Annotated in this window: 18 protein-coding genes and 3 riboswitches; of the genes, 12 read left to right on the top strand and 6 right to left on the bottom strand. The window is 39.3% G+C overall.

Translation table 11 applies throughout. The features are described from left to right. Positions 1 to 127 precede the first annotated feature (127 nt). Positions 128 to 913 carry an SDR family oxidoreductase gene (locus tag ACTWP4_RS01185; protein WP_443126930.1) on the bottom strand — a complete coding sequence of 262 codons (786 nt, stop codon included), beginning with the start codon at positions 911 to 913 and terminating at the stop codon, positions 128 to 130. A 288-nt stretch (positions 914 to 1,201) separates the two neighbouring features. Here ACTWP4_RS01185 and ACTWP4_RS01180 point away from each other — a divergent pair, with 288 nt between their 5' ends. Then, positions 1,202 to 2,182 carry an aldo/keto reductase gene (locus ACTWP4_RS01180; protein ID WP_443127347.1) on the top strand — a complete coding sequence of 327 codons (981 nt, stop codon included), beginning with the start codon at positions 1,202 to 1,204 and terminating at the stop codon, positions 2,180 to 2,182. Between the two features lie 105 nt (positions 2,183 to 2,287). Here ACTWP4_RS01180 and ACTWP4_RS01175 read toward each other — a convergent pair whose 3' ends face one another. From ACTWP4_RS01175 to ssuE, 5 genes are all read right to left on the bottom strand, one after another. After that, positions 2,288 to 2,563: a hypothetical protein gene (locus ACTWP4_RS01175; RefSeq protein WP_443126929.1), complete on the bottom strand. Its 276-nt coding sequence runs from the start codon at positions 2,561 to 2,563 to the stop codon at positions 2,288 to 2,290. Between the two features lie 106 nt (positions 2,564 to 2,669). Beyond that, positions 2,670 to 5,591: a rhamnogalacturonan lyase family protein gene (locus ACTWP4_RS01170; protein ID WP_443127346.1), complete on the bottom strand. Its 2,922-nt coding sequence runs from the start codon at positions 5,589 to 5,591 to the stop codon at positions 2,670 to 2,672. A gap of 411 nt (positions 5,592 to 6,002) precedes the next feature. Then, complete coding sequence (locus tag ACTWP4_RS01165; protein ID WP_443126928.1) at positions 6,003 to 6,881, bottom strand: hypothetical protein; 879 nt, start codon at positions 6,879 to 6,881, stop codon at positions 6,003 to 6,005. Further along, entirely contained in the window at positions 6,871 to 7,374 is a 504-nt protein-coding gene (locus tag ACTWP4_RS01160) for an RNA polymerase sigma factor (RefSeq protein WP_443126927.1), read from the bottom strand. Before ACTWP4_RS01160 ends, ACTWP4_RS01165 begins: the two co-directional genes overlap by 11 nt. Before the next feature lie 156 nt (positions 7,375 to 7,530). Next, positions 7,531 to 8,076 carry an NADPH-dependent FMN reductase gene (ssuE, locus tag ACTWP4_RS01155; RefSeq protein ID WP_443126926.1) on the bottom strand — a complete coding sequence of 182 codons (546 nt, stop codon included), beginning with the start codon at positions 8,074 to 8,076 and terminating at the stop codon, positions 7,531 to 7,533. Between the two features lie 100 nt (positions 8,077 to 8,176). Further along, a riboswitch (SAM riboswitch) is annotated at positions 8,177 to 8,282 on the bottom strand. A 146-nt stretch (positions 8,283 to 8,428) separates the two neighbouring features. Next, positions 8,429 to 8,537, top strand: a riboswitch (SAM riboswitch). Between the two features lie 65 nt (positions 8,538 to 8,602). Between ssuE and ACTWP4_RS01150 the strand changes: the two genes are divergently transcribed. The 11 genes from ACTWP4_RS01150 to ACTWP4_RS01100 all read left to right on the top strand — a co-directional run bounded on the left by ACTWP4_RS01150 (position 8,603) and on the right by ACTWP4_RS01100 (position 25,849). Then, complete coding sequence (locus ACTWP4_RS01150; RefSeq protein ID WP_443126925.1) at positions 8,603 to 9,736, top strand: acyl-CoA dehydrogenase family protein; 1,134 nt, start codon at positions 8,603 to 8,605, stop codon at positions 9,734 to 9,736. 93 nt (positions 9,737 to 9,829) lie between these two features. Beyond that, positions 9,830 to 9,935, top strand: a riboswitch (SAM riboswitch). Positions 9,936 to 10,020: 85 nt separating this feature from the next. Continuing rightward, entirely contained in the window at positions 10,021 to 11,397 is a 1,377-nt protein-coding gene (locus tag ACTWP4_RS01145; RefSeq protein WP_443126924.1) for an LLM class flavin-dependent oxidoreductase, read from the top strand. A 6-nt stretch (positions 11,398 to 11,403) separates the two neighbouring features. Further along, a complete protein-coding gene (locus ACTWP4_RS01140) occupies positions 11,404 to 12,414 on the top strand; it encodes a methionine ABC transporter ATP-binding protein (protein ID WP_443126923.1) in 1,011 nt (336 codons plus the stop codon). Further along, a complete protein-coding gene (locus ACTWP4_RS01135; protein WP_443126922.1) occupies positions 12,407 to 13,066 on the top strand; it encodes a methionine ABC transporter permease in 660 nt (219 codons plus the stop codon). The genes ACTWP4_RS01140 and ACTWP4_RS01135 overlap by 8 nt, the downstream gene beginning before the upstream one ends. A gap of 13 nt (positions 13,067 to 13,079) precedes the next feature. After that, on the top strand, positions 13,080 to 13,889 hold the full coding sequence (locus ACTWP4_RS01130) for a MetQ/NlpA family ABC transporter substrate-binding protein (RefSeq protein ID WP_443126921.1): 810 nt from the start codon (positions 13,080 to 13,082) through the stop codon (positions 13,887 to 13,889). Beyond that, on the top strand, positions 13,889 to 15,328 hold the full coding sequence (locus ACTWP4_RS01125) for a CoA-acylating methylmalonate-semialdehyde dehydrogenase (RefSeq protein WP_443126920.1): 1,440 nt from the start codon (positions 13,889 to 13,891) through the stop codon (positions 15,326 to 15,328). Before ACTWP4_RS01130 ends, ACTWP4_RS01125 begins: the two co-directional genes overlap by 1 nt. Positions 15,329 to 15,659: 331 nt before the next feature. Beyond that, positions 15,660 to 16,943 (top strand): purine/pyrimidine permease, encoded by a 1,284-nt coding sequence (locus tag ACTWP4_RS01120; protein WP_443126919.1) that lies wholly within the window; start codon positions 15,660 to 15,662, stop codon positions 16,941 to 16,943. Positions 16,944 to 17,403: 460 nt separating this feature from the next. Then, positions 17,404 to 17,787, top strand: a complete 384-nt coding sequence (gene gloA2 / locus ACTWP4_RS01115) for an SMU1112c/YaeR family gloxylase I-like metalloprotein (RefSeq protein ID WP_443126918.1) — start codon at positions 17,404 to 17,406, stop codon at positions 17,785 to 17,787. A gap of 49 nt (positions 17,788 to 17,836) precedes the next feature. Then, on the top strand, positions 17,837 to 17,995 hold the full coding sequence (locus tag ACTWP4_RS01110; RefSeq protein ID WP_443126917.1) for a hypothetical protein: 159 nt from the start codon (positions 17,837 to 17,839) through the stop codon (positions 17,993 to 17,995). Between the two features lie 215 nt (positions 17,996 to 18,210). Next, positions 18,211 to 19,185: an NAD(P)H-quinone oxidoreductase gene (locus ACTWP4_RS01105; RefSeq protein ID WP_443126916.1), complete on the top strand. Its 975-nt coding sequence runs from the start codon at positions 18,211 to 18,213 to the stop codon at positions 19,183 to 19,185. Positions 19,186 to 19,411: 226 nt separating this feature from the next. Further along, complete coding sequence (locus ACTWP4_RS01100; RefSeq protein ID WP_443126915.1) at positions 19,412 to 25,849, top strand: pullulanase; 6,438 nt, start codon at positions 19,412 to 19,414, stop codon at positions 25,847 to 25,849. Positions 25,850 to 26,079: the final 230 nt, after the last annotated feature.

The raw sequence follows: 26,079 nt of genomic DNA, 5'->3' as shown, positions 1-26,079 counted from the left end.
ACACACACCGCAAGTTGGAATTTACCATTTTATCACGGTACTAATCGTAAAACCCCACTGATGGAGTCTCACTTTATATAAAACAAAGGCTTATCGTCACATAAAAATAACGATAAGCCTTAATAAATCATTTCAACAACGACTCTGCGCCGTCAATAAACAACTCGGTACCGGTAATATGACTGGATTGCTCGGAGGCAAGGAAGGTAACAAGATCCGCAACTTGCTCTGGCTTTCCGGGTTGATGTTCTAATGGTTTGTCTCCTTTTGGATACTTGACAGGAATATCGATCTTTTTTAGTTCAGGGGTTTTCTTTGTGTTTTCCCCAATGTTTGTCTTAATGGCGCCAGGACAAATGATATTGACTCTGATTTTATACTTGGCTAATTCTAACGCCGCCATTTTGCCAAAGGCCATCTGTCCGGCTTTTGACGTGCTGTAAGCTGACATTCCGAAATTAGAAAAGATTCGATTGCCATTAACCGAACTTGTGATGATCACACTGCCGCCTTTTTCTTTCATAAAAGGTATGGCATATTTGACCGTATGGAAGGTTCCTTTTAAGTTGGTATTGATGGTCTTGTCCCAATCTTCGGGAGTTAAATCTTCAATCGGTGCAAGCACACCGTTTATCCCGCCATTTGCAAAGATAATATCGATTCTTCCCCAGTTGTCTACAACTTCTTTCATTCCTTTTTCGACTCGTACAGGATCAGATAAATCAACATCTGTAATGAGAGATTCACCACCGTCTTTTTCTATTTCTTTTTTTACCTTTTCTGCTTGTTCTTCTTTCAAATCCATTAAGCATACTTTTGCACCTTCTTTTGCAAGTTGGATGGCAGAAGCACGTCCAATACCTGAACTACCACCGGTTACTACAGCTACTTTATCTTTAAATCGTTGGCTCAAGGGTGATGCCTCCTTTTATCTTCATTGTTTTAGTAAAATGTAGCGCCCGGCGTCTAGTATGACTTCTCTCGCCTCCGTACGATAAGTTACCATCGATTCACTTTCAGCTCGTCGTGTTTTATCTCCTGCAGTTCAAGTCCAGTCCATACGTCGCTGATCGGGCACTCTGCGCTTTTCTTATAAACTTTCCCCATTTTTGATTTATTTACACATTAAGATGGGAGGTAACGTTTGCAATCATCGAGATGCGGTGATACATTTTTAACAAATGATAAAGAGGTGAGGGGAATGCAATATACATATTTAGGTCGCTCTGGCATGAAGGTGAGCAAACTATGCTTAGGAACGATGAATTTTGGTGTTAGCACAGAGGAAAAAGAAGCGTTTCGAATCATGGATGCAGCACTCGATGCCGGAATTAATTATTTTGACACCGCTAACAATTACGGTTGGGGAGAAAATGCCGGACTGACAGAAAAAATTATTGGTAAATGGTTTGCGCAAGGTGGCAATCGCAGAGAGAAAGTAGTATTAGCGACAAAGATGCATGAGAAGATGTTTGAGCCAGTTTATGGACCAAACGATGAACCTGGATTATCAGCGTATAAAATAAGACATCATCTAGAAGACTCATTACGAAGACTGCAAACAGATCATGTGGAAATATATATGATGCATCATATTGACCGTCATACATCATGGGAAGAAATATGGCCGGCCTTTGAGAATGCTAATTATCAAGGTAAGATCGATTATGTAGGTTCAAGTAATTTCCCTGGATGGGCATTAGCGGAAGCACAGTCTCATGCAAAATCGAGGAACTTTTTGGGGATCATTGTCGAGCAACACAAATATAATTTGAATTGTCGTTTGCCTGAATTAGAAGTATTACCTGCTGCCAAAAGATATGGAATTGGTGTTGTACCATGGAGCCCGCTAGATGGAGGTCTGCTTGGTGGAAATGCGTTAAATCCAGCGAAGAATTCACGAAGCAACCAAAACAAAGAACGTGCTGAGAAACAGCGCCATCAATTAGAGCAATATAGTGACTTGTGCAAAGAAATCGGTGAGAGAGAGGATACGGTGGCATTAGCGTGGTTATTGGCGAATCCGGCAGTGGACGCACCGATTATTGGTGTGCGAACCGCAGAACAATTAGAGAAATCTCTTCGGGCAGTTGAAGTGAAGTTAAATGATGAAATTCTTGGTCATTTAGATAACATTTTCCCAGGACCGGGAGGACAGGCGCCAGAAGCATATGCTTGGTAAAAGGGAGGAAGCGTCAGACAAAAGTATTGTCAGACGCTTTTTCAATGGAGTGGATGGATTTAGATGCAACATGTTCTGTTCCTGGATGAATCCAATGAACAGCGCTTACGTGTCTTGTTGTGTTAAGTCCTGAAAAGCTTGTTGTTGCTGTACTAACTCTTGACGTACGAGATTTAGTGCATTTTGATCATCCGTTACATTCTCTGCTTGAGCGAGTGAACGTTCTGCTCTGTCGATCGAATGTTTAATTTGATCAATAATTTCTTCATTCATATGACTTTGTGCCTGATTCATTGCCCGCTGCAAATGGAGGATCGACTGTTGCGCTTGTGCTAGCTGGTTTTGATCCTGCAAACTGGAGATATTGTTACCTTTTTTCAATGTTACTCCTCCTCTGTATATCATCACAGTTATAATGTGTTGTTATATAGATGGAATTATACATTGAAAAAGGCGAGAGCAAAAACTCTCGCCTTGATAAGAAACATTACTTAATCTTATCTGATCCAAACAATTCATCGCCTGTCTCAATTGCAGGGCGTGGTGCTTCTTCCATATTATAACCTAGGAAAAAGCCAGTATGTGGAGGCTGATTATAAGCGACATTTTGCCAGGCAATCCCTAGACGGTAAACTGGATCATGCATTAACGTATAAATTTTTTCTTCCGTTAGCTCAGTTGTGGTGTAAAGACGTAATTCTTCGCTGTCAGACGATGGCCAGATTACTTCTTCACGCCAGTCACCAACTAAATCTGCTTGTAAAGATGGGTTACCTTTTGTCCAGTTGTTCGTTCGTGTACCTTCTGGAGTTAAAAGGTTAACGAGTTCTTCTTTTTCATAATCCCATTTATCAATTCTGCCAACACCGTGTGGATCATTGTTTGAATCAAAAGTATGATCAAGCAATTCTCGACCAAGATCACCATCCCACCACACAGCATGGTTAACAGATCTCGGAGTATTTTGGGAAATTAATTGTCCATCTGCGGCATGAAGGCCATTACCTGCACTGCCATCCCATACGCCAGATGCCCAGAATTCAGCACCATCGAAGCGAGGATCGATATCTGCAGCTAGTCCACGACCGACATCTGTCCTGAGATCAACACCAAACAGTTTTTCGCCACTTTCGGCATCACGAATCCCATATCCAATTGGAATCGAACTATCTTCATGAACTTGGAAAATTTCAAGACCTGGCCGATTTGGATTTAAATCACTAACATGTTGTGCGTCACCATGTCCCCAGCCGGTTGAATGAAGTCCAGTACCATCGTCGTCGATAACCGCTGCGCCGTAAATGATTTCATCTTTACCATCTTGATCAACATCAGCTACAGAAAGGCTGTGATTTCCTTGTCCGGCATAATCTTCATTACCTTCCTCATCACTATCAAAAACCCATTCTTTTGTTAGTTCACCATCACGCCAGTTGTAAGCAACAAGTACAGCGCGTGTATAGTAACCACGTGCCATCACAATGCTTGGGCGTTCTCCATCAAGGTAGGCAACACCCGCCAGGAATCGATCAGCACGGTTTCCATAGTCATCACCCCAATCATTGAGATTGCCACGACCAGGAGTGTAATCAATGGTTTCTAATGCTTTTCCTGTTTCCCCTTCAAATACAGTGAGATATTCAGGGCCTTCTAAAATAAAACCGCTGCTATTGCGCCAGTCAGCTTCTGGATCTCCAATTACATTACCTTCTCCATCAACGGTTCCATCAGCTGTTTTTAATACAACTTCTGATTTCCCATTGCCGTCAAAGTCGTACACTAAGAACTGAGTATAATGAGCACCAGCACGAATGTTTTTACCAAGGTCTAAACGCCACATTTTTGTTCCATCCAGCTTATAAGCATCAAGATAGACATTACCAGTATAACCGGAGCGGGAATTGTCTTTTGAATTGGACGGATCCCATTTTAAAATAATTTCATATTCACCGTCTCCGTCAAGATCACCTACACTAGCGTCATTAGCACTGTACGTATAGTCGACGCCATCTGGTGTTGTCCCACCTTCTGGCTTGTCTAATGCGATACTTAAGTAGTTTTTAGACCATACGTTAACTTCTTTTGTAATCTTGTCGCCACTGCCTTTGATAATTTTTACTTGATAGGTAGAATCTATAGTTCCATCCTCATCAAAAAAGTTTGAACTGTTTTCAATTGGCTTTTTGTTTACTTTTTTACCATCACGGAACACATTGAATTTAACATCTTTCGGATCAGTACCAAGTGTCTTCCAGCCTACATACACCCCGTCGTCCGATTCAACTGCGACTAACGAGCGATCAAGTTGTTCCATCTGGCGTTTTTGAACTTCGGTAATTGGAGATTCCACTTTATTGGATGGATTTGAAATGCCGCCTTCATTTACAGTACGAACCTGATAATAGTAGGCATTATACGTTAAAATGGAATCATCGGTAAAGCTTGTATCCGAAGTAGTCCCGATTTTTTCAAATTCGACAGCACCTTCTGGATAATCGTCTGGGTTAAAATTAGCACGATATACATAATAAAGACTAGCATTATCGACGGCATCCCAGCTTAAAGTAACGTTATCGAGCTCGGCATTACTTACTGACAAATTACTTGGAGGTTGAGGTTTGTCCACATCCTCATTGATTATCGAAGCGGATACTTCATTGCTTCTTTCTGACTCGATACCAGATGAATGCACAAGTGTTACCGCATATGTGTAAGAGTAACCTAATTCAACGCTAGTATCAGTATAAGTTGCCTCTGTTACTTCATCTATTTTCTTGAAGTCTTCGTCATTTTCTCCTTTGCGATAAATATTATAATGACTGGCGTTTGGATCACTTTGCCATGACAAAGCTACTTCACTGTCAGCTGTGTAGGAAATGGAGTCAACTTTTAGACTATCAATTTGTTCCATTGAAACAATTTCTAGCCCGTTAATTCGTCCATTTTCACCGATATCGATGGTTAATTTTCCATCGGTAATTGTTACATCAGTAGTTAACTCAGCATATTCACCACCATTTGAGGTGATATTGCCGTAATCCTCGCCATTGATGACAAAGCTTGAACGATTGAAGGCAATATCATCACCAGCTATAATGCGTAGGAAATACTCTCCGTTTGGTATATCCAAAGTGAAAGAATAGTCGGAGTTAATAATAAAGTCGCGACGTACGTCATCAGGGTTACCACGGTCACGATAATCAACTGTCTTACTTAATCCGTAACCTCTTTCCTCATCATAAAGTAAGGTATTGGACACTTGTGTGTAGCCATCAGCAACAGGACTATCTGCTGAGCCGAAGTCGAATAAATAACCGTCATTTGTTTCTGCTTGAATAGAATCTGGTAAATTGGTTGGAAGTAGACTAACCACTAATACAGTTATTAGGGCGATGGAAATTTTCTTCATCAAAAGAAAAAACCTCCTATTTTATTGGGATGAAATGGATTACTTTTTGAGGATTCTATGGTGAGAGAATACAGTTGGGTCTTCATCACAGTCTCACTTTATATATATCACCACCTTTATAGGCTATTTAGTTGGTCCATAAGTCATAGGTCTATGTGATGACAACGCTTACATTTTTGAGGCGGTATAGATTTCAATCAAGAATCCGGATTACTTGATTACATTATAGATTAGAGAAGTGGGATAAATTCGTCAAGGAAATGTCTGTTTTTTATACAAAGAAATCTAGTTTTTGGTGTTTATCAATTGCCATCTAAAGTAGAACAATACTGTGAGACTATTACTGTAAATGGATAAACTGTTAAGAGAATAACAAAACTCCAACATAAACTTATATGCTGGAGTTTCATATTACCGAATAGATTCAATTAATGATTGAAGACGTGCCATTCCATCACCAGCTTCTATAGCGTATTCGTACTGAATTACGAGCACATTGTCTTCGATTTGATAAAGATAATAGCCTTGATGCTGATTTTTAGCACGAAATGTTAATCCTGAATAGGGATTATTACCATCTTTTGGTTCCTCGATTTCACTTACATTGTCGAACTTTTCGCTATATTGCGCTTGAAATTCTGTTGCAAGTTCTTCTATCATTGCATTTTCTTCCACGTATAATCGAATCGATGCATATTTATCGCTTTCGTCATGGTACCTTACAGTAGTTCCTTCGATAGCATACTTACTAAAATATTCATCAACCTTATATTCAATGCCATATGGTTCCATTCGATATTTATATACTTTTGTGTTTTCTTCCGTTCCTTCAATGCTGATAGTTTGTGTTTCTTCACCTATCCTATTAACTTTAAAATCTTGTGGGCTGACATCTTCATTATCATTTTCTCCCTTATCAGGTGTTTTATCCTGACCAGGTATAGTCATATCATCCTTATCTTCCGTCTCGTCCACACTTAAACCTTCCATATCATTAGGATTTTTTGTATCCTCTCCAGCATTACCAATCTCTTCATTTGATTGGTTGTCATCTGCTGGTAGTGTAATTTGGTCTGTGTTGATCATAGTGTAGACAAGTACCCCGCAAACCAAGATTGCAGCAGCAGTAGAAAACCAGATAAATGTTTGTTTGGCAGTCGATTTAGTCCGTTTTTTCTTTGCGTGTTTTTGTAGAGCCATTTTCATCGATTCTTTTTTATGTGGATCTAACTGGGCATTAGTTTTCAAATCTTTTAACTCCTTTATTAATTCGTCTTCATTATGACTCATAATAAACCTCCTCCACTTGCAGTTTCAAAGCCTTCAAAGCACGATGAAATGTTACTCTAACTTTTGAATCAGACCATTTTAAAATGTTTGCTGTTTCAGATACAGATAACTCCTCAATTCCACGAAGGATAACGACATCCCGATAGTCGTGCTTGAGTTTTGCAATTGCTCTGTGCAGCTCCAGCTTTTTTTCAGTTAAAAGATGTTTGTCCTCTGGGGAGATGTCGATTTTATCCTCATAGGTCTTAATCAGCTTTCGCCAGTCTTTTCGTTTTTGTTTTCTTGCTTCATCTATCGCCAAATTTCGAGCAATGGAGATTAACCAAGTCTTGGGACTGGAATCCCCTTTGAAAGAATCATATCGATCGATTGCTTTAATGAATACTTCTTGTACCAGATCTTCGACATCTGATGTGGATGTATAATAGACCAAAAAACGGTACACATCATCAGCATAAGCATCAAACCAATCTGTAATTAACTCTTCATCCATTCCGTGACCTCCCTGTTAGTTTGTCTTTGGTTGTTCTTTACTTATAAGACGACGTTTATACGAAAACATTACACTTTCCGCATAAAAAAAGAAAGGTCCTCATGAAAAGAACCTTTCTTGATTAAAAGTGTTGTTAGACAGTTTCCTAATACCACATTAAAAAGTGGGTTGTGTTTGTTGTTCAAGGGTTGTAGTTAGTTGAGTAATTTGGTTTTGCAGGCGTTGCTTGGTGTCATAGTCAACGATTGGGTCAGTTGGTTGTTGTTTGTCGATGCATTTGTCGATGACATAAACCCCTTGCAGACTCTGCCCTTTTAAAGTGGCGATTAACGGTTTTAATGAATATTCAATAGCTAATAAGTGTCCTGCACTTCCTCCAGTCATGACTGGTAAAACGGGTGTTTCTTGTAAAACATCTGGTGGTAATAAGTCGAGTAATGTTTTTAAGACACCGGAATAAGACGCTTTATAAACAGGTGAACCGATAACGACAGCTTTTGCTTTGCGAATTAGTGTTGTTACCTCTTGGATTTTTGGATGATCAAATTGTGCTTTGAATAACACTTCAGCTGGTATATCCTGAATAGAAAGATAGGTAGTAGTTAATCCTTTCGCTTCGAATGTTCGTGCAGCATATTGTAAAGCTAAATCTGTTCTGGAACTAATCGACGGGCTTCCGGATAATAAAATAATTTCAGACATGATGTAAAACCCCTTTTCGTTAAATTATAGGCAAATAAATGAAAAAAACCCTCTTCTATAAAGATAGAAGAGGGTAGATATTGATTAATTAAGTCCGCTCTTCTTATCTATCAAGCATCAAGCTTGCTGGAATTGGCACAGTACTTTCACTTAAGTCTGTTGCCGAGGCTTCAAAGGGCCAGTCCCTCCACCTCTCTGGATAAGAAAACTTTTTCGTTTATGAAGTTAAGTCACACTATACAGAACATAAAAATAACTGTCAAGGGTTTTCTGAAAATTCCTTCTTTTCTGAATATAAGGTTGACAAAAACATGTAACCTGTGTAAATTAGTTCTTAATTTCATATTTTCAAAGCTTATCAAGAGTCAGGGTAGGAACTGGTCCGTTGATCCTGCAGCAACCACTTTATTAAACAAAGTATGGTGCTACTTCCAGCAGACGAAATGTCTGATAGATGAGATTACATTTACGGGTTATCCTGTTTTTCTCATTGAAAAGCAGGATTTTTTTATTAAGGGGGAATCAAGTGACACAGATAATTGAAACAAACCATCAACTAGAAGCAAAAAGATTAGCTGACATTTTCGCTGAAAGAGCTGAGCTGATCGATGCAGAAGCAAGTTTTCCGTATGCCAACTTTGAGGATTTGAAGAAGAGTGGCTTTTTATCCTTAACCATTCCAAAGGAGTATGGAGGAGAAGGGCTTAATCTATATCAATTCTTGCAAATTCAGGAGACATTGGCAAAAGGGGATGCACCTACAGCATTATCACTAGGCTGGCAATTAGGAGTGTTATTAGAACAAGCAGAGGATCGTAATTGGAGTGAAGAAAGCTTTGCCAAAGTGTGCCGGTTAGTAGTGGAGAAAAAGGCATTATTAAACTTAGCTCAAACAGAAAGAGCTACTGGCAGCCCCTCCCGCGGTGGTATTCCGACTACTGTTGCTGAAAAAGAAGGGAATGGCTGGAAGATCAATGGTTCAAAGTCATTTACTTCTATGGCTGTCGCACTTGATTATTCGATTGTCACGGTGGACGTCAATCGAACTGGTAAAAAAGGCTATGTACTTATTGATCATAAATTACCTGGTGTTCGAGTGGAGGAAACATGGGACAGTATTTCTATGAAGGCGACGAAAAGTGATGATTTAATTTTAGATAATGTGTTGGTAGCAAAGGATGACTTATTATTTCAAGAAGATCCGAAGAAGCCTTTTCCTAAAGGATGGTACTTACAAATTCCTGCTGTTTATTTAGGAGTAGCTGCAGCTGCAAGGGATTATGCGATCCATTTTGCCTCTACTTTCCAACCGAATACATTGCCTGGTCCGATTAAGGAAGTACCAGAAGTCCGTAGGAAAATTGGGGAAATCGAATTGGAATTGTTTAAAGCACGGGAAGTGTTATATGCTGTTGCGACAAAATGGGTAGAACAACCGGATAAACGAGCAGAACTTGGCCCGTCCTTACAAGCAGCTAAACACATTGTCACCAATAGTGCGAACAATATCGTGGACTTGGCAATGAGAATTGTTGGAGCAAGAAGCTTGTCTGCTAAAAATCCATTGCAACGACATTATCGCGATGTCCGTGCTGGATTACATAATCCGCCGACAGATGATGCTATTGTCTATAATTTAGCGAAAAGTGTATTGGATTAAAGTTAGTGCTTTATAACAAAAATGTAAAATAATGATTGACAATTATCTACAAAAAAGTTACATTGTTAACTATAATTTTATAGCGAACTCGTTTTCTTATCGCGAGAGGTGGAGGGACTGGCCCTTGGAAGCCTCGGCAACAGACTTGAATGAAAGTACTGTGCCAATTCCAGCAAGCTTAATGCTTGAAAGATAAGAAAAGAATAGGACTGTTAAGTATTAAAAAAGTCTCTTCTTTTCTTAGAAGAGGCTTTTTTTTATTAGTGTAATGAGGGGGAAACAAAATGGGAAAACAAATCATTTTAAACGCATTTGATATGAATAGTGCCATGCACAATTCGCACGGTTTATGGAAACATCCGGAAAACGAAAGGCACCGTAAATATAAGGATTTGGATTACTGGATCGAATTAGCAAAATTATTAGAGCGTGGCAAATTCGACGCTGTATTTTTCGCAGATGTATTAGGTGTGTATGATGTCTATCAAAAAAGTAAAGCACCATCAATTAAAGATGGATTGCAAGTACCGTTAAATGATCCGGCATTACTCGTTTCTGCGATGGCAAGTGTGACAGAACATCTGTCGTTTGCTGTAACGGTAAGTACAACATATGAAGCACCATTTGGTAATGCGAGACGTTTTTCAACCTTGGATCATCTAACAAAAGGCAGAGTTGCCTGGAATGTTGTTACCTCTTATTTACCAAATGCAGCTCGGAATTTTGGGTTAGAAGACATGATCAAGCATGATGAACGTTACGATATTGCAGATGAATACCTGGATGTATCGTACAAATTATGGGAACAAAGCTGGGAAGAAGAGGCCGTAATAGAAGACAACGAAAATAATACATTGGTAGACCCTGAGAAAGTGCACGAAATTAATCATAAAGGGCATTATTTCAAAGTAGAAGGTCCTCATTTAAGTGAACCATCTCTGCAACGGACACCAGTTATATACCAAGCAGGTACATCAGAAAAAGGCCGTGAATTTGCTGCTAGGCATGCAGAATGTATTTTTGTCGGAGGTCCAACACCGGAAAGGATTCGCTATTATGCCGATGATATTAGAGAACGTGCCAAAAAGCATGGCCGTAACCCTGACCATGTTAAAATTATTTCCTTTTTAAATGTGATTGTAGCTGAAACAAGGGAAGAAGCGGAAGCGAAATTCGAGGCGTATAACAAAGAGTGGAGTGCAGATGCCGCTAAGGCACAATATGGTGCAAGTGGTTATGATATTGCTGAATATGAGGAATACGATCGAGATGAGCCTTTTAGTTACAAGAAGAAAACAGAAGGTGGGCATTATAAAGCTGCTACATTAACCAAAGATGCACCGAAACAATTGACAGTAGGTGAGGTATTGGATCGATTCGAGTCAATTGACCGCAATAGTTATATTATAGGTAACCCGAAAGAAGTAGCAGATGAGATCCAATACCAGTTTGAAGAATCAGGCGTCGATGGATTTAACTTAACTCATTTAGTTACACCAGGGGATTTAGAAGCATTTGTTGACCTGGTCATCCCAGAACTGCAGGAAAGAGGTTTATACAAAAAAGATTATCGAGAAGGAACATTACGAGAAAAATTATTTCCACAAGGTAATGCGACATTACCAAATGATCATCCTGGAAGTAAATTCAGAAGGAAGTGATTGTAATTGATTGTCTTAGATCAAGTGACCAAGGAGTTTAAAAGCAAAAAAAAGAAAATCATCGGTGTTGATAATGTCTCTCTTACGATTGAGCAAGGTGAAATTTACGGTATTGTCGGTTATAGTGGAGCCGGAAAAAGTACACTGCTTCGTTGTATGAATATATTAGAACGCCCAACATCAGGCAAGGTAATCGTTAATGGCCTCGATTTAATGACATTATCGGGTCCGAAGTTACGGAGTGCCAGGCAATCAATTGGCATGATATTTCAAGGGTTTTATCTTGTGTCATCCAAAACTGTTTATGAGAATGTAGCATTTGCTTTAAAAGCAGCAGGTGTTGCTAATCAGAAGATTAAATCGAGAGTAACACACTTGTTAGAGCTGGTGGGACTTGAGGATTATGCCGGGCAATATCCTGCACAATTAAGTGGGGGACAAAAACAACGTGTCAGTATCGCACGTGCTTTGGCCAATAATCCGAAAGTGCTGTTATGTGATGAAGCAACCTCAGCTCTTGATCCAAACACAACTAAATCTATTTTAGCTTTATTAAAGAAAATTAATCGTGAGCTCGGTTTGACGATTGTAATTATTACCCATGAAATGGAAGTGGTTAAGGAGATATGTCACCGTTGTGCAGTGATGCAAGAGGGGCGAGTGATTGAACAAGGAGCAACATATGATATTTTCTCTAACCCGAAGGAACCATTAACGCGAAAGTTTATCGAAACGGTTCTTGATTTCCAGTTACCTGAACAATTACTCACCAGTATTGATGGGAAATTGGTCAGATTGCACTTTTGGGGCGATCTGGCAGCTGATGCGATTGTATCTGATATGCTGCAAAATTTCGAAGTGAGAGGCAATATTTTGCATGGGAAAGTCGAATATATTCGCGATGAACCACTAGGTATTTTTGTCATGGAGATTGAAGGTAATGAAAAGGTAACGCAGGATGCAATTGATTACCTGAAAAGACGAGTTAGCAAAGTAGAGGTGATCAAAAATGGATAGTGTTATAGAGCTGATCCCAGAATTAAATGTAGCCTTTTTTGAAACATTGCTAATGGTCGGCATTGCACTATTGATAGCGATAGTAATTGGCTTACCGTTAGGAATTATTCTATATATTACCGATAAAGGGTTGTTCCTGGAGAATAAATGGGTGAAAGGTATTGTTGGTGTCATTATCAACTTAATTCGATCGATTCCATTTATCATCCTATTAGTGTTCTTATTACCTTTTACGGATTGGATTGTCGGGAAAACAATTGGCCCGCTGGCTGCCTCCGTATCCTTGTCGGTAGCGGCGATACCTTTTTATGCAAGAATTGTAGAATCAGCTGCGCGAGAGATTGATAGAGGTGTCATTGAGGCAGCAGTAGCAGTAGGTGCTTCACCTTGGATGATTATCAAAAGCATTATTTTTCCTGAAGCAAAGCCGGGTTTTATTAGTGGTTTGACCATTACGGCTATTAGTTTAATAGGTTATTCAGCCATGGCAGGCACAATTGGTGGTGGCGGTATCGGGGATTTGGCAATTCGATATGGTTATTATCGCTATGATGATACGGTAATGTTTACTACGGTCATTTTGTTAATTGTATTAGTACAGTTTATTCAATACTTTGGAGACTTTTTAGCGAAAGCTGTCAATAAAAAATAGGGAGAATGATAGAATGAAAAAATTAATCTTATTTATAATAGTTATTAGTTTATTAGCGGCGTGTGGATCAGATGAAGGAAATGCAACAGAAGAGAAAAAGGAGTTAGTACTAGGTGGAACCATTCCATATAGTGATATGTTGGAGGAAGGGGTTAAACCATATTTAGAAGAAAAAGGATACACCGTGACAATCAAAGAATTTAATGATTATGTACAGCCAAATAAAGCTCTAGACAATGGTTCTTTGGACGCGAATCTGTTCCAACACCTCGTTTACATGGAGGCATTTGCTGAGGAGAATGATATGGAGTTATCGAGTGTGATTACAGTGCCAACCGCTCCAATCGGCATTTATTCGAATAGTTATGATTCATTAGAGGATATTGAAGAAGGTAGCACGGTAGCAGTTGCTAATGATCCGACCAATTTAGCACGAGGACTGACTGTATTACGGGATAATGGTCTTATTGAGTTTTCCGAAGATGTTGATCCATTGAAAGCATCTGAAAAAGATATTACAAGTAATCCCTTGAATTTAAAGTTCGAGCCTGTTGAAGCGGCACAATTACCACGGACATTAGATTCAGTTGATGTAGCAGCGATAAATGGAAATTTTGCGATTTCAGCAGGTATTGATTTAACGACAGCCTTAGCTCGCGATGAATTGCCAGAAAATATTATTAATCGTGTCGTTGTGAACACCGAAAATATTGACGATCAGTATGTGGCAGATATAAAAGAAGCGGTTGAGTCCGATCATTTTAAAGAAGTGATTGATGAACAGTTCCAAGGATTTCACCGTCCGGATTGGATGAATGAATAATGGTACAGCTCTTAAAAAATTTTATTCAAGGAAAATGGGTTTCGGCATCCTCTGATCAATTTCAAGAGGTGCCGAATCCAGCAACAAAAGAAGCGTTAGCACAGGTTCCGATTTCATCCGAGACAGATGTGGATCAAGCTGTATCGGTGGCACGAGAAGCGTTCAGCTCCTGGAGACGTACTCCTGTTCCGAAACGAGCACGTATTCTGTTTCGTTATCAACAATTACTTGTCGAACATCAAGAGGAGTTGGCACAAATTGTCACAGAAGAAAACGGAAAAAGTTTGAAGGAAGCTCGTGGTGAGGTGTTAAGAGGAATCGAATGTGTGGAATTCGCAACAAGTGCTCCTAGTTTATTGAAAGGAGAAACGTTGTCAACAATTGCGACAGACCTTGATTCGGAGTTGTTCCGATATCCTGTAGGGGTTATTGGTGGGATTACCCCTTTCAATTTCCCTATGATGGTACCATGCTGGATGTTCCCACTTGCAATAGCGTGTGGTAACACCTTTGTATTGAAGCCTTCTGAGAAAACGCCATTATTAGCAGTAAGACTGGCGGAATTATTACAAGAAGCAGGGCTTCCTGACGGTGTGTTTAATCTCGTGCATGGAGCAGAAAATGTTGTAAACGGGTTGTTAGAGCATGAAGAAGTGGATGCCATCTCCTTTGTCGGTTCGCAGCCAGTAGCTGAATATGTCTATCAAACCGCAGCGAAATACGGAAAAAGAGTTCAGGCGTTAGCGGGCGCAAAAAACCACTCGATTGTATTGGCTGATGCTGATTTAGATGTTGCGGTGGAGCAAATCAAAAATGCTGCATTTGGTTCTGCGGGTGAGCGTTGTATGGCATGCTCGGTAGTTGTCGCGGTTGATGAGATTGCTGATCAATTAGCCGAAAAGTTAGCTGAAGCTTCTCGTAATGTGACAATTGGAAATGGATTAGATGAACAAGTCTTCTTAGGACCAGTTATTCGAGAACAGCATAAACAGCGAACCATTAGTTATATTGAGAAGGGGATTGAAGAAGGTGCGGACCTGTTATTAGACGGACGAGAGCGAGAAGGTAAGGATGGCTTCTTTATAGGTCCGACAGTATTCGATCGTGTCAACACCTCGATGAAAATATGGCAAGAAGAGATTTTTGCTCCAGTGTTATCAATTGTACGGGCTAAGGATGTAACAGAAGCCATTACGATTTCAAACAAGTCTCATTTTGCTAATGGTGCTTGTTTGTTTACGAATGATGCTCGAAGTATTCGAGAATTTCGCGAGACAATTGATGCCGGCATGCTCGGCGTTAATATAGGTGTCCCTGCTCCAATGGCATTTTTCCCTTTCTCAGGGAATAAGCAATCTTTTTATGGTGACCTGCATGTGAATGGTAAAGATGGAGTTGCCTTTTATACGAAACAAAAAATGATAACATCTCGCTTTTAATTAGATTAATACTCGATATCAGCAATTTTTGGTGGTATCGAGTATTTTATTAAAAAGTAAATAATGTATCATAAACTTACTTGGTAAAGTGGTTTTTTTACTAGGTTAATGAAAAGCCTGAGCCCGCGGAAAGAACAGTATTCTGCCAAAGCGGTATTCCAGCACTCTATTTGGAAAGAATGGAGTAAAGTCTCACTCAGAAAGTTTTCATTGGTCCGTAGTTTTTATCTAGTACATAAAAGGGCCGGTCGGGGTGTACCTAGTATTTCTTATTATGTTACATCATGATATGATATTTTAAGTGATAACGGATAGAGTAGGAGCGTTAATATTGGATAAACAAAAGTTAATGAAAACGTCGATGGAAACCATTCAATGGTTTATATTTCTTTTAGCCAGTTCTGTTGCTTTACCAATTGTGGTTGGAGGCATTTTTGATATGAGCTTTACTGAAGTTGCAGGACTGATGCAACGGACCTTTTTTGTAGTGGGACTTGCTTCGTTATTGCAAAGTATCATAGGACACAAAATGCCGATCATGGAAGGACCTGCTGGGATTTGGATCAGTATTTTTTCGGTGATGGCCGCTACAGGCTTGCAAAATGGTACATCACTTGATGGAACACTTCAGTTACTGGAGACAACGATGATATGTACGGGTGTATTTTTATTGATATTTGGATTCTTTAAAATTGCTCAATTTATTTTGCCGATTTTTACACCGCTTGTAACTGGGACCTTTTTCTTCTTGCTGACCGTACAGTTGAGTGGAACCTTTTTGAAGGGGATGCTCGGTCTGCAAGGTGAATCGAGCAATATTCAAGTAAAGGAAGCATTGATCGCTACTTTTACTTTTTTAGTGGTATTAGGTTTATCATTCTTTGCCAGAGGATGGATGAAAAGTTATTCTATGTTCATCGGCATTTTGATTGGCTGGATTATTTTTATTCTGGTCGAAGGAGAAGCACCTGTTATCGGTGATGTGAAGGTATTTGCTTTACCGGAATTGTTTGCTTTTGGTATGCCAAGCTTCAATGTTAGTGTAATCCCGATCGCTTTTCTGACTGCAGTGATCCTAATTTCGAATATTGTCGCATCTGTTGTTGCTGTTGATCAAATTTTAGGGAATGACGGAAAGGACCGACGTCAGGAAATTAATCACGGGACAACGATTTTTGGAATCAATCATGGTTTAGCAGGGGTATTTTCATCCATTGCTAATGTACCATTGTCCACTTCAGCAGGATTTATCGGATTAACCGGTCAAAAACGGAAATCACCGTTTGTCTATGCGTCCTTTTTGTTAATGATGGTTGCCTTTTTCCCGCCGATTGTTTCTTTTATCTCCGCGATTCCAGCACCAATTGCAAATGCTGCATTGATGGCATCCTTCGTACAGCTTGTTGGATTGGCGATACGAAACGTCACCATTCAACCATTGGATAACAGACGAATGACAATACTAGGAATTGCCTATTTAATTGGAATGGGAACTATGTTTCTGCCAGCTGAAGTATTTTCTGAACTTCCATTAATCATTCAGAATATTATGAGTAACGGCCTCCTGGTTGGAACTGCTCTTGTTATCATCCTTGAACAATTATGGCGTGAGTAAGAGGGGGGCACTGCTCCTCTCACCTTTCTGTTAATTCTATTTTTTCTTTGAATCTTGCATCTTTTCGTTGGAATAGACTTCTATTTGGATACCTTATTAATTTCCAATCGTCTTAGATATATATTTGTTCTGTATTTCTAATTGTTCGGTGAAATTGGCGAACACGCTATGTTTATTAATGTTGTATATAGAACGGTAAAGTATTAGTTTTTTGTTCTTTGTAAAGAACTAATTGAAATATAAACGAAAATACTATCATTCAAATTTCACCATTTGGGATACCATCTCTATCCATCTGAGGTGCTTTTTGTGTAAAATAAGGTCTGATAATACATTTATCATGGTGCTAATCATCCGTAAAACCCCCATTTCGAGGTTCGAGTAAATCAAAGAAGCTAAGTGGAGGTTTTACGGAGGTTAACACCCTGATAAGTCTCACTTTATAAGGGGGAGTATTGGTATGTTTAGAGGTGTTCACCATGTTGCAGTCATTTGTTCTGATTATCAGGTGTCGAAGGATTTCTATGTGAATAAATTAGGGTTGTCCGTAATGAAAGAGGTTTATCGAAAAGAACGGAATTCATATAAAGTAGATTTGGCTTTGCATGATAGATATGTTATTGAGCTTTTTTCCTTTCCAAACACACCAGAGCGGCCAAGTTTTCCAGAGGCATGTGGGTTAAGACATCTCGCTTTTTCGGTGGAAGATGTCGAACAAACTGTAGCCATTCTCGAAGAAAAAGGGATTCTAGTAGAAGAAATAAGAGTAGATCCAATGACGAATAAACGCTTTACCTTTTTTCAAGACCCTGATAAGTTACCGATAGAAATTTATGAGTTATAATGGATAATATGTATTGTCACTTTAAACTTGCGTGATAAGGAGAGATAATATGAAGTTTCTTTCACGAATATTTCGTCGGAAAAATTGTGGTGTTTGTGGGAAGAAGCCTGTTAAACCAAGTTATTACTACAATGATAAGGATGAAAAAATTCCTGTTTGTTATAAATGTGTGCCATATGCAGAACGTAGAGCATATCGAAAAGCTTAGAGTAGGTTGTTTCTGCTTTATAAATATAGAGTTACTATCCTAGATAGACAACTTATTATAATTAACATATCCAAGCAGCCAGCGCGGGGATTTGTTGAATAAATCAAAAAACCAATAAATAATTATCTAATCTTTAAAAGGTACTTAAATCACCAATAGATAAAGAGGTTTGTTTTTCTACATGAAGATATATATCGTTGACTAGGAGGATTTAAATGAAAGGAATTATAGCGAAAGAACCAGGTGGAGCGGATCAATTAATCTATACAGAAATGCCAGATCCAAAATTAGAGGCTGGTGATTTATTAATTGAAGTACACGCTACAGCAGTAAATCGAACGGATATTTTAAATCGCGAAGGCAGATTAGGTTATGTAAACAATCCGATCATCGGAGTAGAAGTAGCAGGTGTAGTGGCAGATACAAATGGCGATCAGGAATTTAAAAAGGGTGATCGTGTTATGGGGTTGGTGAATGGCGGTGCATATACCGAAAAAGCAGCCATGCCAGCAGGTCGAGCGATGAAGATTCCTGATTCACTAAGCTTTGAAGAAGCTGCTGCAATACCAGAGGTATTTTTAACAGCATTTCAAACGTTATATTGGATAGGTAATTTAAAAAAAGGCGAATCGGTTTTAATTCATGCAGGAGGTAGTGGAGTCGGTACAGCTGCGATTCAGCTAGCCAAAGTGATGTCCAATGCACAAGTAATCATAACAGCTGGTTCAAAAGAGAAACTGGACTATTGTAGTAAACTGGGTGCCGATACGGTGATTAATTACAAGGAGCAGGATTTCGCCGAAGAAGTATTACAAGCGACTAACCAAAAAGGTGTCGACCTAATCCTCGATTTTGTTGGGGCAAGCTATTGGGAGAAAAATTACCAGAGTATCGATGTCGATGGTAGATGGGTATTAATTGGCGTACTTGGTGGCAATATAGTAAATCAAGTTCCCTTAATGGATTTAATGGCAAAAAGAATTCAATTAACAGGAACATTGCTTACGCCAAGAAGTGACGATTATAAAGCAGGACTTAGCAAAGATTTTATCAGAAAGGCGATCGACTATTTTGAACAAGGTACGATCCAACCAGTAATCGATATTACTTTCCCAATCACCGAAGCAGCCGACGCCCATAAACATATGGAAGCAAACAAAAATATCGGTAAAATTATCCTGAAAGTTTAATTATCTTAAGGAGGGAGAAATTTCTACGGTATGAAGTTTTTTCCCTGTTTTTAACTTTAAAATTTATGGTTGCGTTTTCATTTTAGATATTGTATTCTTGTATAAGAAAACGATTGCACTATCTTTAACTAAAATGGGTGCAATATTTTTTGTTATGTTTATGCAAACGATTTCACAAAGTTGCATGAGTGTTTCATGAATATTGCACAGAACAGGGAGGAATGATTTGTTGGTAAAGAGAAGAAGAAGGAAACCATTAGTGCTTTTTATGGTGATGTTAATGTTTCTCAGTTCATTTACTGGATTTACGCCAGTTCAACCGGTTCAGGCAGAAGAAACAGGTTCAGACGCAATAGCGGATGGACATTTACGTATTCATTATGATTATGCTGACTATGCTTTATCAGATATCGGGGCTTGGCTATGGGGAGATGTAACAAATCCTTCTGATCAGGTTAGTGAATGGCCTGATGGTATCTGGTTTGAAGATGGTGGAACAGATGACTATGGAGCATATGTGGATGTCGAGATCAAAGATGACGCAGAGAATATTGGTCTTGTGATTAATAACCGTTCAGGTGAAAAACTGACTGAGGATATTTCGATTGATGTTTTATCTGAGCAAATGAACGAGGTTTGGATTAGCACAGAAGGTCAGATATATTATTACGAACCTGCAGATTTAGGGCAAAATGTATTGCGAGTTCATTTTTCCTCAGAAGCAGAATCTTATGAGCCATGGGGAGTATGGACTTGGGGAGACGTAATCGATGCACCAGAGACGTGGCCAACAGATGCTCAGCCTTTTTCTAATGAACAAGTCGGGCGATATGGTGCCTATGTTGATGTTCCACTGACGGAAAATCCAGGGTCTCTTGGTTTTCTGCTGGTGAAAAGAGATGATACTGCAGAGCAAACATCTGATATGACTTTTTCTGATTTCGACAACCATCAGCAAATTTTCTTGAAAGAGGGTGTCGAGGGGTATTTTACTAATCCATATTATGTTGCGACAGATGTGGAGGAAGAAGTACCGGAAGAGCAAGAGGGTAAACACGATATCAAAGTAGACGGTTCTGTTAATCGTGCCTTTACTTACAATGAACATGCGGTATTATCAGTAGATATTACGAATAACTCAGAACAGGAAATCCATTCTATTTATGCGGATACGACGGCATTAGGTGGTAAAGAACGGCTGGCTATCTCACCTGAGTTAAATGAAGTAACATTATCTGTTCGACATGATATCGAACCAGGTGAAAAAGCGATCCCGGTTACAGTAGTAGATGAAGACGGCGGTACATACAAGACAGAGGTAACTGCTACTGTTGAAGCAAGAGCTGGTGGAGAAAGTAATGTGGACTGGGATGAATCGGTTATCTACTTTATGTTGACGGATCGATTTTATGATGGTAACAAAAACAATAATGACCCATATGGTTTAAATTATGATCGTTTTGATAATCAACGAGGAACGTATCAAGGTGGCGACTTTAAGGGTGTTATGGATAAGTTAGATTATTTAGATGAATTAGGGGTTAACACAATTTGGATTACACCAATTGTTGAAAATGTCGGATATGATGTGAATTACAACGCTTCTGAGGGCTCCTATTTCGCTTACCATGGTTATTGGGCGAAAAATTTTGAAAAATTAAACCCTCATTTAGGTACATTAGAAGAATTTCATGCACTGATTGACGCAGCTGCTGAACGTGATATTAAGATTATGGCAGATGTCGTCTTAAATCATGCTGGTTATGGCTTGAAAGAATCTGTAACAAATGCGCCACCAGGATATCCAACTAATGAAGACCGTGCCCGCTTTGACGGTATGTTACGTGAGACCTCGAGTTCTGGCGATGAAAAAATGGAGTTATCCGGTTTACCAGATTTTAAAACAGAGGAAACGCAAGTCCGTGAACAACTTGTCGAATGGCAGAAGAATTGGATCAAGAAGTCCACAACAGCAAACGGTAATTCATTAGCGTATTATCGTGTTGATACAGTTAAACATGTGGACGGGACTACTTGGCAGCATTTCCGCAATCAATTAACAAAAGAAAAGCCAGATTTTCAACTAATAGGTGAAGCTTGGGGTGCTAGTCAACATGATGATCAAGGGTATCTTCGCTCTGGAATGATGGACTCCCTGTTGGACTTTGAATTCAAAGGAACTGCCAAAAATTTTGTGAACGGTGATTTGGACAGCGCCAATGAAACACTGATAGCAAGAAACCAAAAAATTGATAATACAGCAATGCTTGGTCAATTTTTAGGTAGTCATGATGAAGACGGCTTCTTATATAGTCTTGGTGGTGATGAAGGGAAACTGAAAGTAGCGGCATCTTTACAGATGACAGCAAAAGGACAACCGGTTATTTATTATGGAGAGGAATTAGGTCAATCAGGGGCGAACAACTGGCCGGAGTATGACAATCGATACAATTTTGACTGGGATAGTGTAGAAGGAAATGATGTTTTAGCCCACTATCAATCGATGTTATCGTTCCGTGAAGAGCATTCTGACATTTTTGCAAAAGGGTCCCGCCAAAAAATAGCTGGCTCAGATCAAGAACAATTCCTTTTATTTGAACGTGTATATCAAGGTGACAATGTCTATGTTGGTCTAAATGTTAAAGAAGAATCACAAAGTATATCATTAAAAGTGGATCAAGCATCGACAACAATTACAGATCACTATTATGACAAAACATATGAGCCAACAGAAAATCAAGCAGGTGAATATGTCATTACCTTACCTATCCCTAGTATGGCGGATGGTGGAACACTTCTGTTAACAGTCGAAAATGGGACGGTTCTCGCTGGCGAAGCAGAAGAAGAACCTAATGAACAACCAGCAACAAGTGAAATACCTGAAGGGCATTTGCGTGTCCATTTCCCGGGAAATAACGAAAGTTTTGACGAATTAGGTTTATGGGTTTGGGAAGATGTAGCAACAAAATCTGAAGATGTTGGTGCATGGCCAAGTGCGGCTTCCTCTTTTGAAGAGGTTAATCAAACGGAATATGGTCGATATGTGGATGTGGAATTAGTAGAGAACGCAAAACAAGTCGGCATGCTAATTAATCATACAAATGGGGACAATTTATCTGGTGATATCATGGTCGAGGTTCTTTCACCGGAAATGAATCAGGTCTGGCTTACGGAGGATTATCAGGTTTATTATTATCAACCACTAGATAATGAAGGGGAGGTTCGTGTGAATTTCTACCAGGAAGAAGGCTCGTATAATGATTTGGGTCTTTGGACGTGGGGGGATGTCGCACAGCCAACAGATAATTGGCCAGATGGAGCCCATTCTTTATCTGATGAGCGGATCGGGTTAAAAGGGTCTTATGTGGACCTGCCATTAGCAGAGGAACCAAGTCAGATCGGCTTCCTTTTCTTAAATAAGCAAACAGATTGGCAGACGAGTGATTACACATTTGAAAATTTAGATGATCATAGTCAGATCTTCGTGCGAAAAGATGATAACACGGTTTATACGAATCCTTATTTCGTCAAAGAAGAAGGGTTAGTAAAAGGAGAAGTGTTATCTGATCAGCAAATTGAGCTTGGCTTTACATCGGTGACAGGTTTATCTCAGGAAATACTTGCGGAAGAAATCACAATTAGTGATAAAGAGGGCCAGGATGTAGGGATTAACTCTGTCACGATTTCCGAGGACAACAATACCGTTTTGTTAAATGGTGATTTTCATTTAGATAAGGCGCCTTTTACGATTGCGTATCAAAACAAAAGCGTAACTGCATCGATCGGCTGGCGCTTAAAAGATGAAATGTATGGCTATGATGGTGAATTGGGATTAGAGGTTCATGATCAATCGAATGCGACCTTGAAAGTATGGTCACCAAGTGCTGATCATATATCGGTTATCCTTTATGATAAAGATGATCCTAAGCAAGTGATCAAAGACGATATTGAGATGACTCGTGGAGAAAAAGGTGTATGGGAAGTAGATTTACATCAAGAGAACACAGGATTAGATAACTTAATAGGTTACTATTATCATTTTGCTATTGAACGAGATGGTGAGACAGTGTTAGCGTTGGATCCATATGCGAAGTCGATGGCAGCCTGGGACAGCAGTGATCCAGACGTTCAAGTTGGCAAAGCAGCAATAGTAGATACTGATGCTATTGGTCCTAAGTTGGAATATGCAAATATAGAAGGATTTAAAAAAAGAGAAGATGCGGTTATTTATGAAATCCATGTCCGGGACTTTACATCAGATCCAAGTATTGATGAAGAACTAGAATCTAAGTTTGGAACATTTGCGTCCTTTATCGAAAAACTGGACTATATTGAGGATCTGGGTGTGACTCATATTCAACTTTTGCCAGTGATGAGCTATTATTTTTCCAATGAATTAAATAAAGATCAACGTCTATTAGACTATTCTTCAGAAGGTAATAACTATAACTGGGGCTATGATCCGCATAGTTATTTCTCTTTATCTGGTATGTATTCAGAATACCCGACAGACCCTGAAAAGAGAATAGAAGAATTCAAGTTGCTAATAGATGAGATTCATCGTCGAGGTATGGGTGTTATATTAGATGTTGTTTACAACCATACAGCACGGGTAAATATTTTGGAAGATTTAGAACCGAATTATTATCATTTTATGAATGCGGATGGTACGCCACGTGAAAGCTTTGGTGGTGGTCGTTTAGGTACAACGCATAAAATGGCTCGACGAATATTAGTTGATTCGATTAAGTATTGGGTAGGTGAATTTAAAGTAGATGGCTTCCGCTTTGATATGATGGGTGATCATGATGCAGAAAGCATTCAAATGGCCTATGATGAAGCCAAAGCACTCAACCCGAATATCCTAATGATTGGAGAAGGCTGGAGAACTTTTGCCGGAGATGAAAATTATCCCGATGTTCAACCAGCTGATCAAGATTGGATGCAGGATACAAATAGTGTGGCATCCTTCTCTGACGAATTCCGTAATGAATTGAAATCTGGTTTTGGGAGTGAGGGGCAACCACGTTTTATTACTGGAGGAGCACGTAATATTCAAACGATTTTCAACAATGTGACAGCGAATCCTGGCAATTTTACAGCAGATGACCCAGGGGATGTTGTGCCATATATTGCAGCACACGATAATTTAACCTTACATGATGTCATAGCCCAATCGATCAAAAAAGATCCAAAAGATCATACAAAAGAAATTCATAAGCGTATACGATTAGGCAATCTGATGGTATTGACATCACAGGGTACTCCTTTTATTCATGCTGGTCAGGAATATGGTCGTACAAAACAGTTCCGCCATGAAGATTACAAAGGAGAAGTTGCAGAGGCACCAAACAAATCAACGTTCTTAATAGATGAAAATGGTGAACCTTTCGAATATCCGTATTTCATTCATGATTCCTATGATTCAACAGATGCGATTAATAAATTTGAATGGGAAAAGGCTACAAATCAGAAAGCATATCCAATTGAAACGACTACAGTTGCTTATACAAAAGGTCTAATCGAACTGCGTCGTTCAACAGATGCATTCCGTCTAGCAACAATGGAGCAGGTGAATAAAAATGTGTCGTTGATTGAAGCTCCCGAGATCGCAGAGCAAGACTTGGTGATTGGTTACCGTGCGGAAGATTCCAGTGGAGATGAAACGTATTATGTATTTGCTAATGCAGATGATCAAGAACGAAGTTTAACATTGGATGAAGATCTTTCTGCAGGAGAAGTGATTGTCGATGGGTCCCAGGCTGGTACAAGAGCAATTACAGAACCAGAAGGAGTATCGATAAGTGAAAATGCTATTGAACTTGCTCCATTAACATCTGCTGTGATTCGCATTACAAATAAAGAAGAAGAGCCAACAGAACCAGGTGAAGGAGATCAACCTAGTGATAATGAAGATGAAGACAAAGAAGAAGGCAAGGGAAATAATTCCAATGATAAGCCTTCAGCTCCTGGTAAAAAACCAAACATCCCAGGTAAGCCTGGAAAAGAAGTAGGCATTCCGGAACATGTTTTTGAGAAAGTGCCACATTTGAAGAAGATCTTATTAGAAGTACCGGAAGAGGAAGATCAGGAAGACCGGATTAGTGTTACACTATCGAAAGAAGAGGTGAAGCAATATCAATCTCTTCCATTGGTAGTGAAACAAAAAGATGTTCAAGTATCACTGCCGCTTGATAATGCTGATGGTAAAGCTATTCGTTTAGGGTTAGAAAAACAAGATATAAATATGAATTTACCAGAGGGAATGAAGTTAGTTGCACCAGTTTATAGATTCGACGTTACCGATGAAAATGGCAATTCGATCACTAAGTTTGATTCACCGGTGACGTTAACCTTCAAGGTAGATGAAAAACTTATAGATGATCCGTCATTGCTACGTGGTGTATACTTAGCGGAAGATGGCAGTAATCAATTTTTTCAAGGAAGATACAACGAAGAAGCAGGGACATTTCAATTTGATGTAGACCATTTCAGTACCTTTACTGTTATGGAAGTCGACGAAAATCTGTTAGAAGAAAAAGAAGAAACAGGTGAATCCCAACTGCCGGATACAGCAACTAGCATATATAACTATTTGCTATTCGGAGTCATACTACTCCTAATCGCAGCAGGAATTCTCATCTATCAACGTAGAAAACAATAACAAGTCGAGTCAGAAGACAGGGTTGTCTCTCAAGAAGAGACAACTCTGTTCTTTTTTATAAAATTTGCGCGGATGTCTAGTTCCGATCGTCCAAAAACTAGGCGAACTTACGAATCGCCCTACGAGAAAGAAGAGTTGCCGATTGGTGATAACCAGAGGCATAGTCGCACTTATACCTTTAAGTGAAAGTCATCATCGGTTCGTAACCTCACCGTGATTTCCTTTATCTC

Origin of the sequence: Gracilibacillus sp. D59, from assembly GCF_052246695.1 — a bacterium.
Taxonomy (GTDB): Bacteria; Bacillota; Bacilli; order Bacillales; family Amphibacillaceae; genus Gracilibacillus.
The sequence above is the reverse complement of the archived record's forward strand: the minus strand, read 5'-3'. Positions and strand labels throughout refer to the sequence as shown.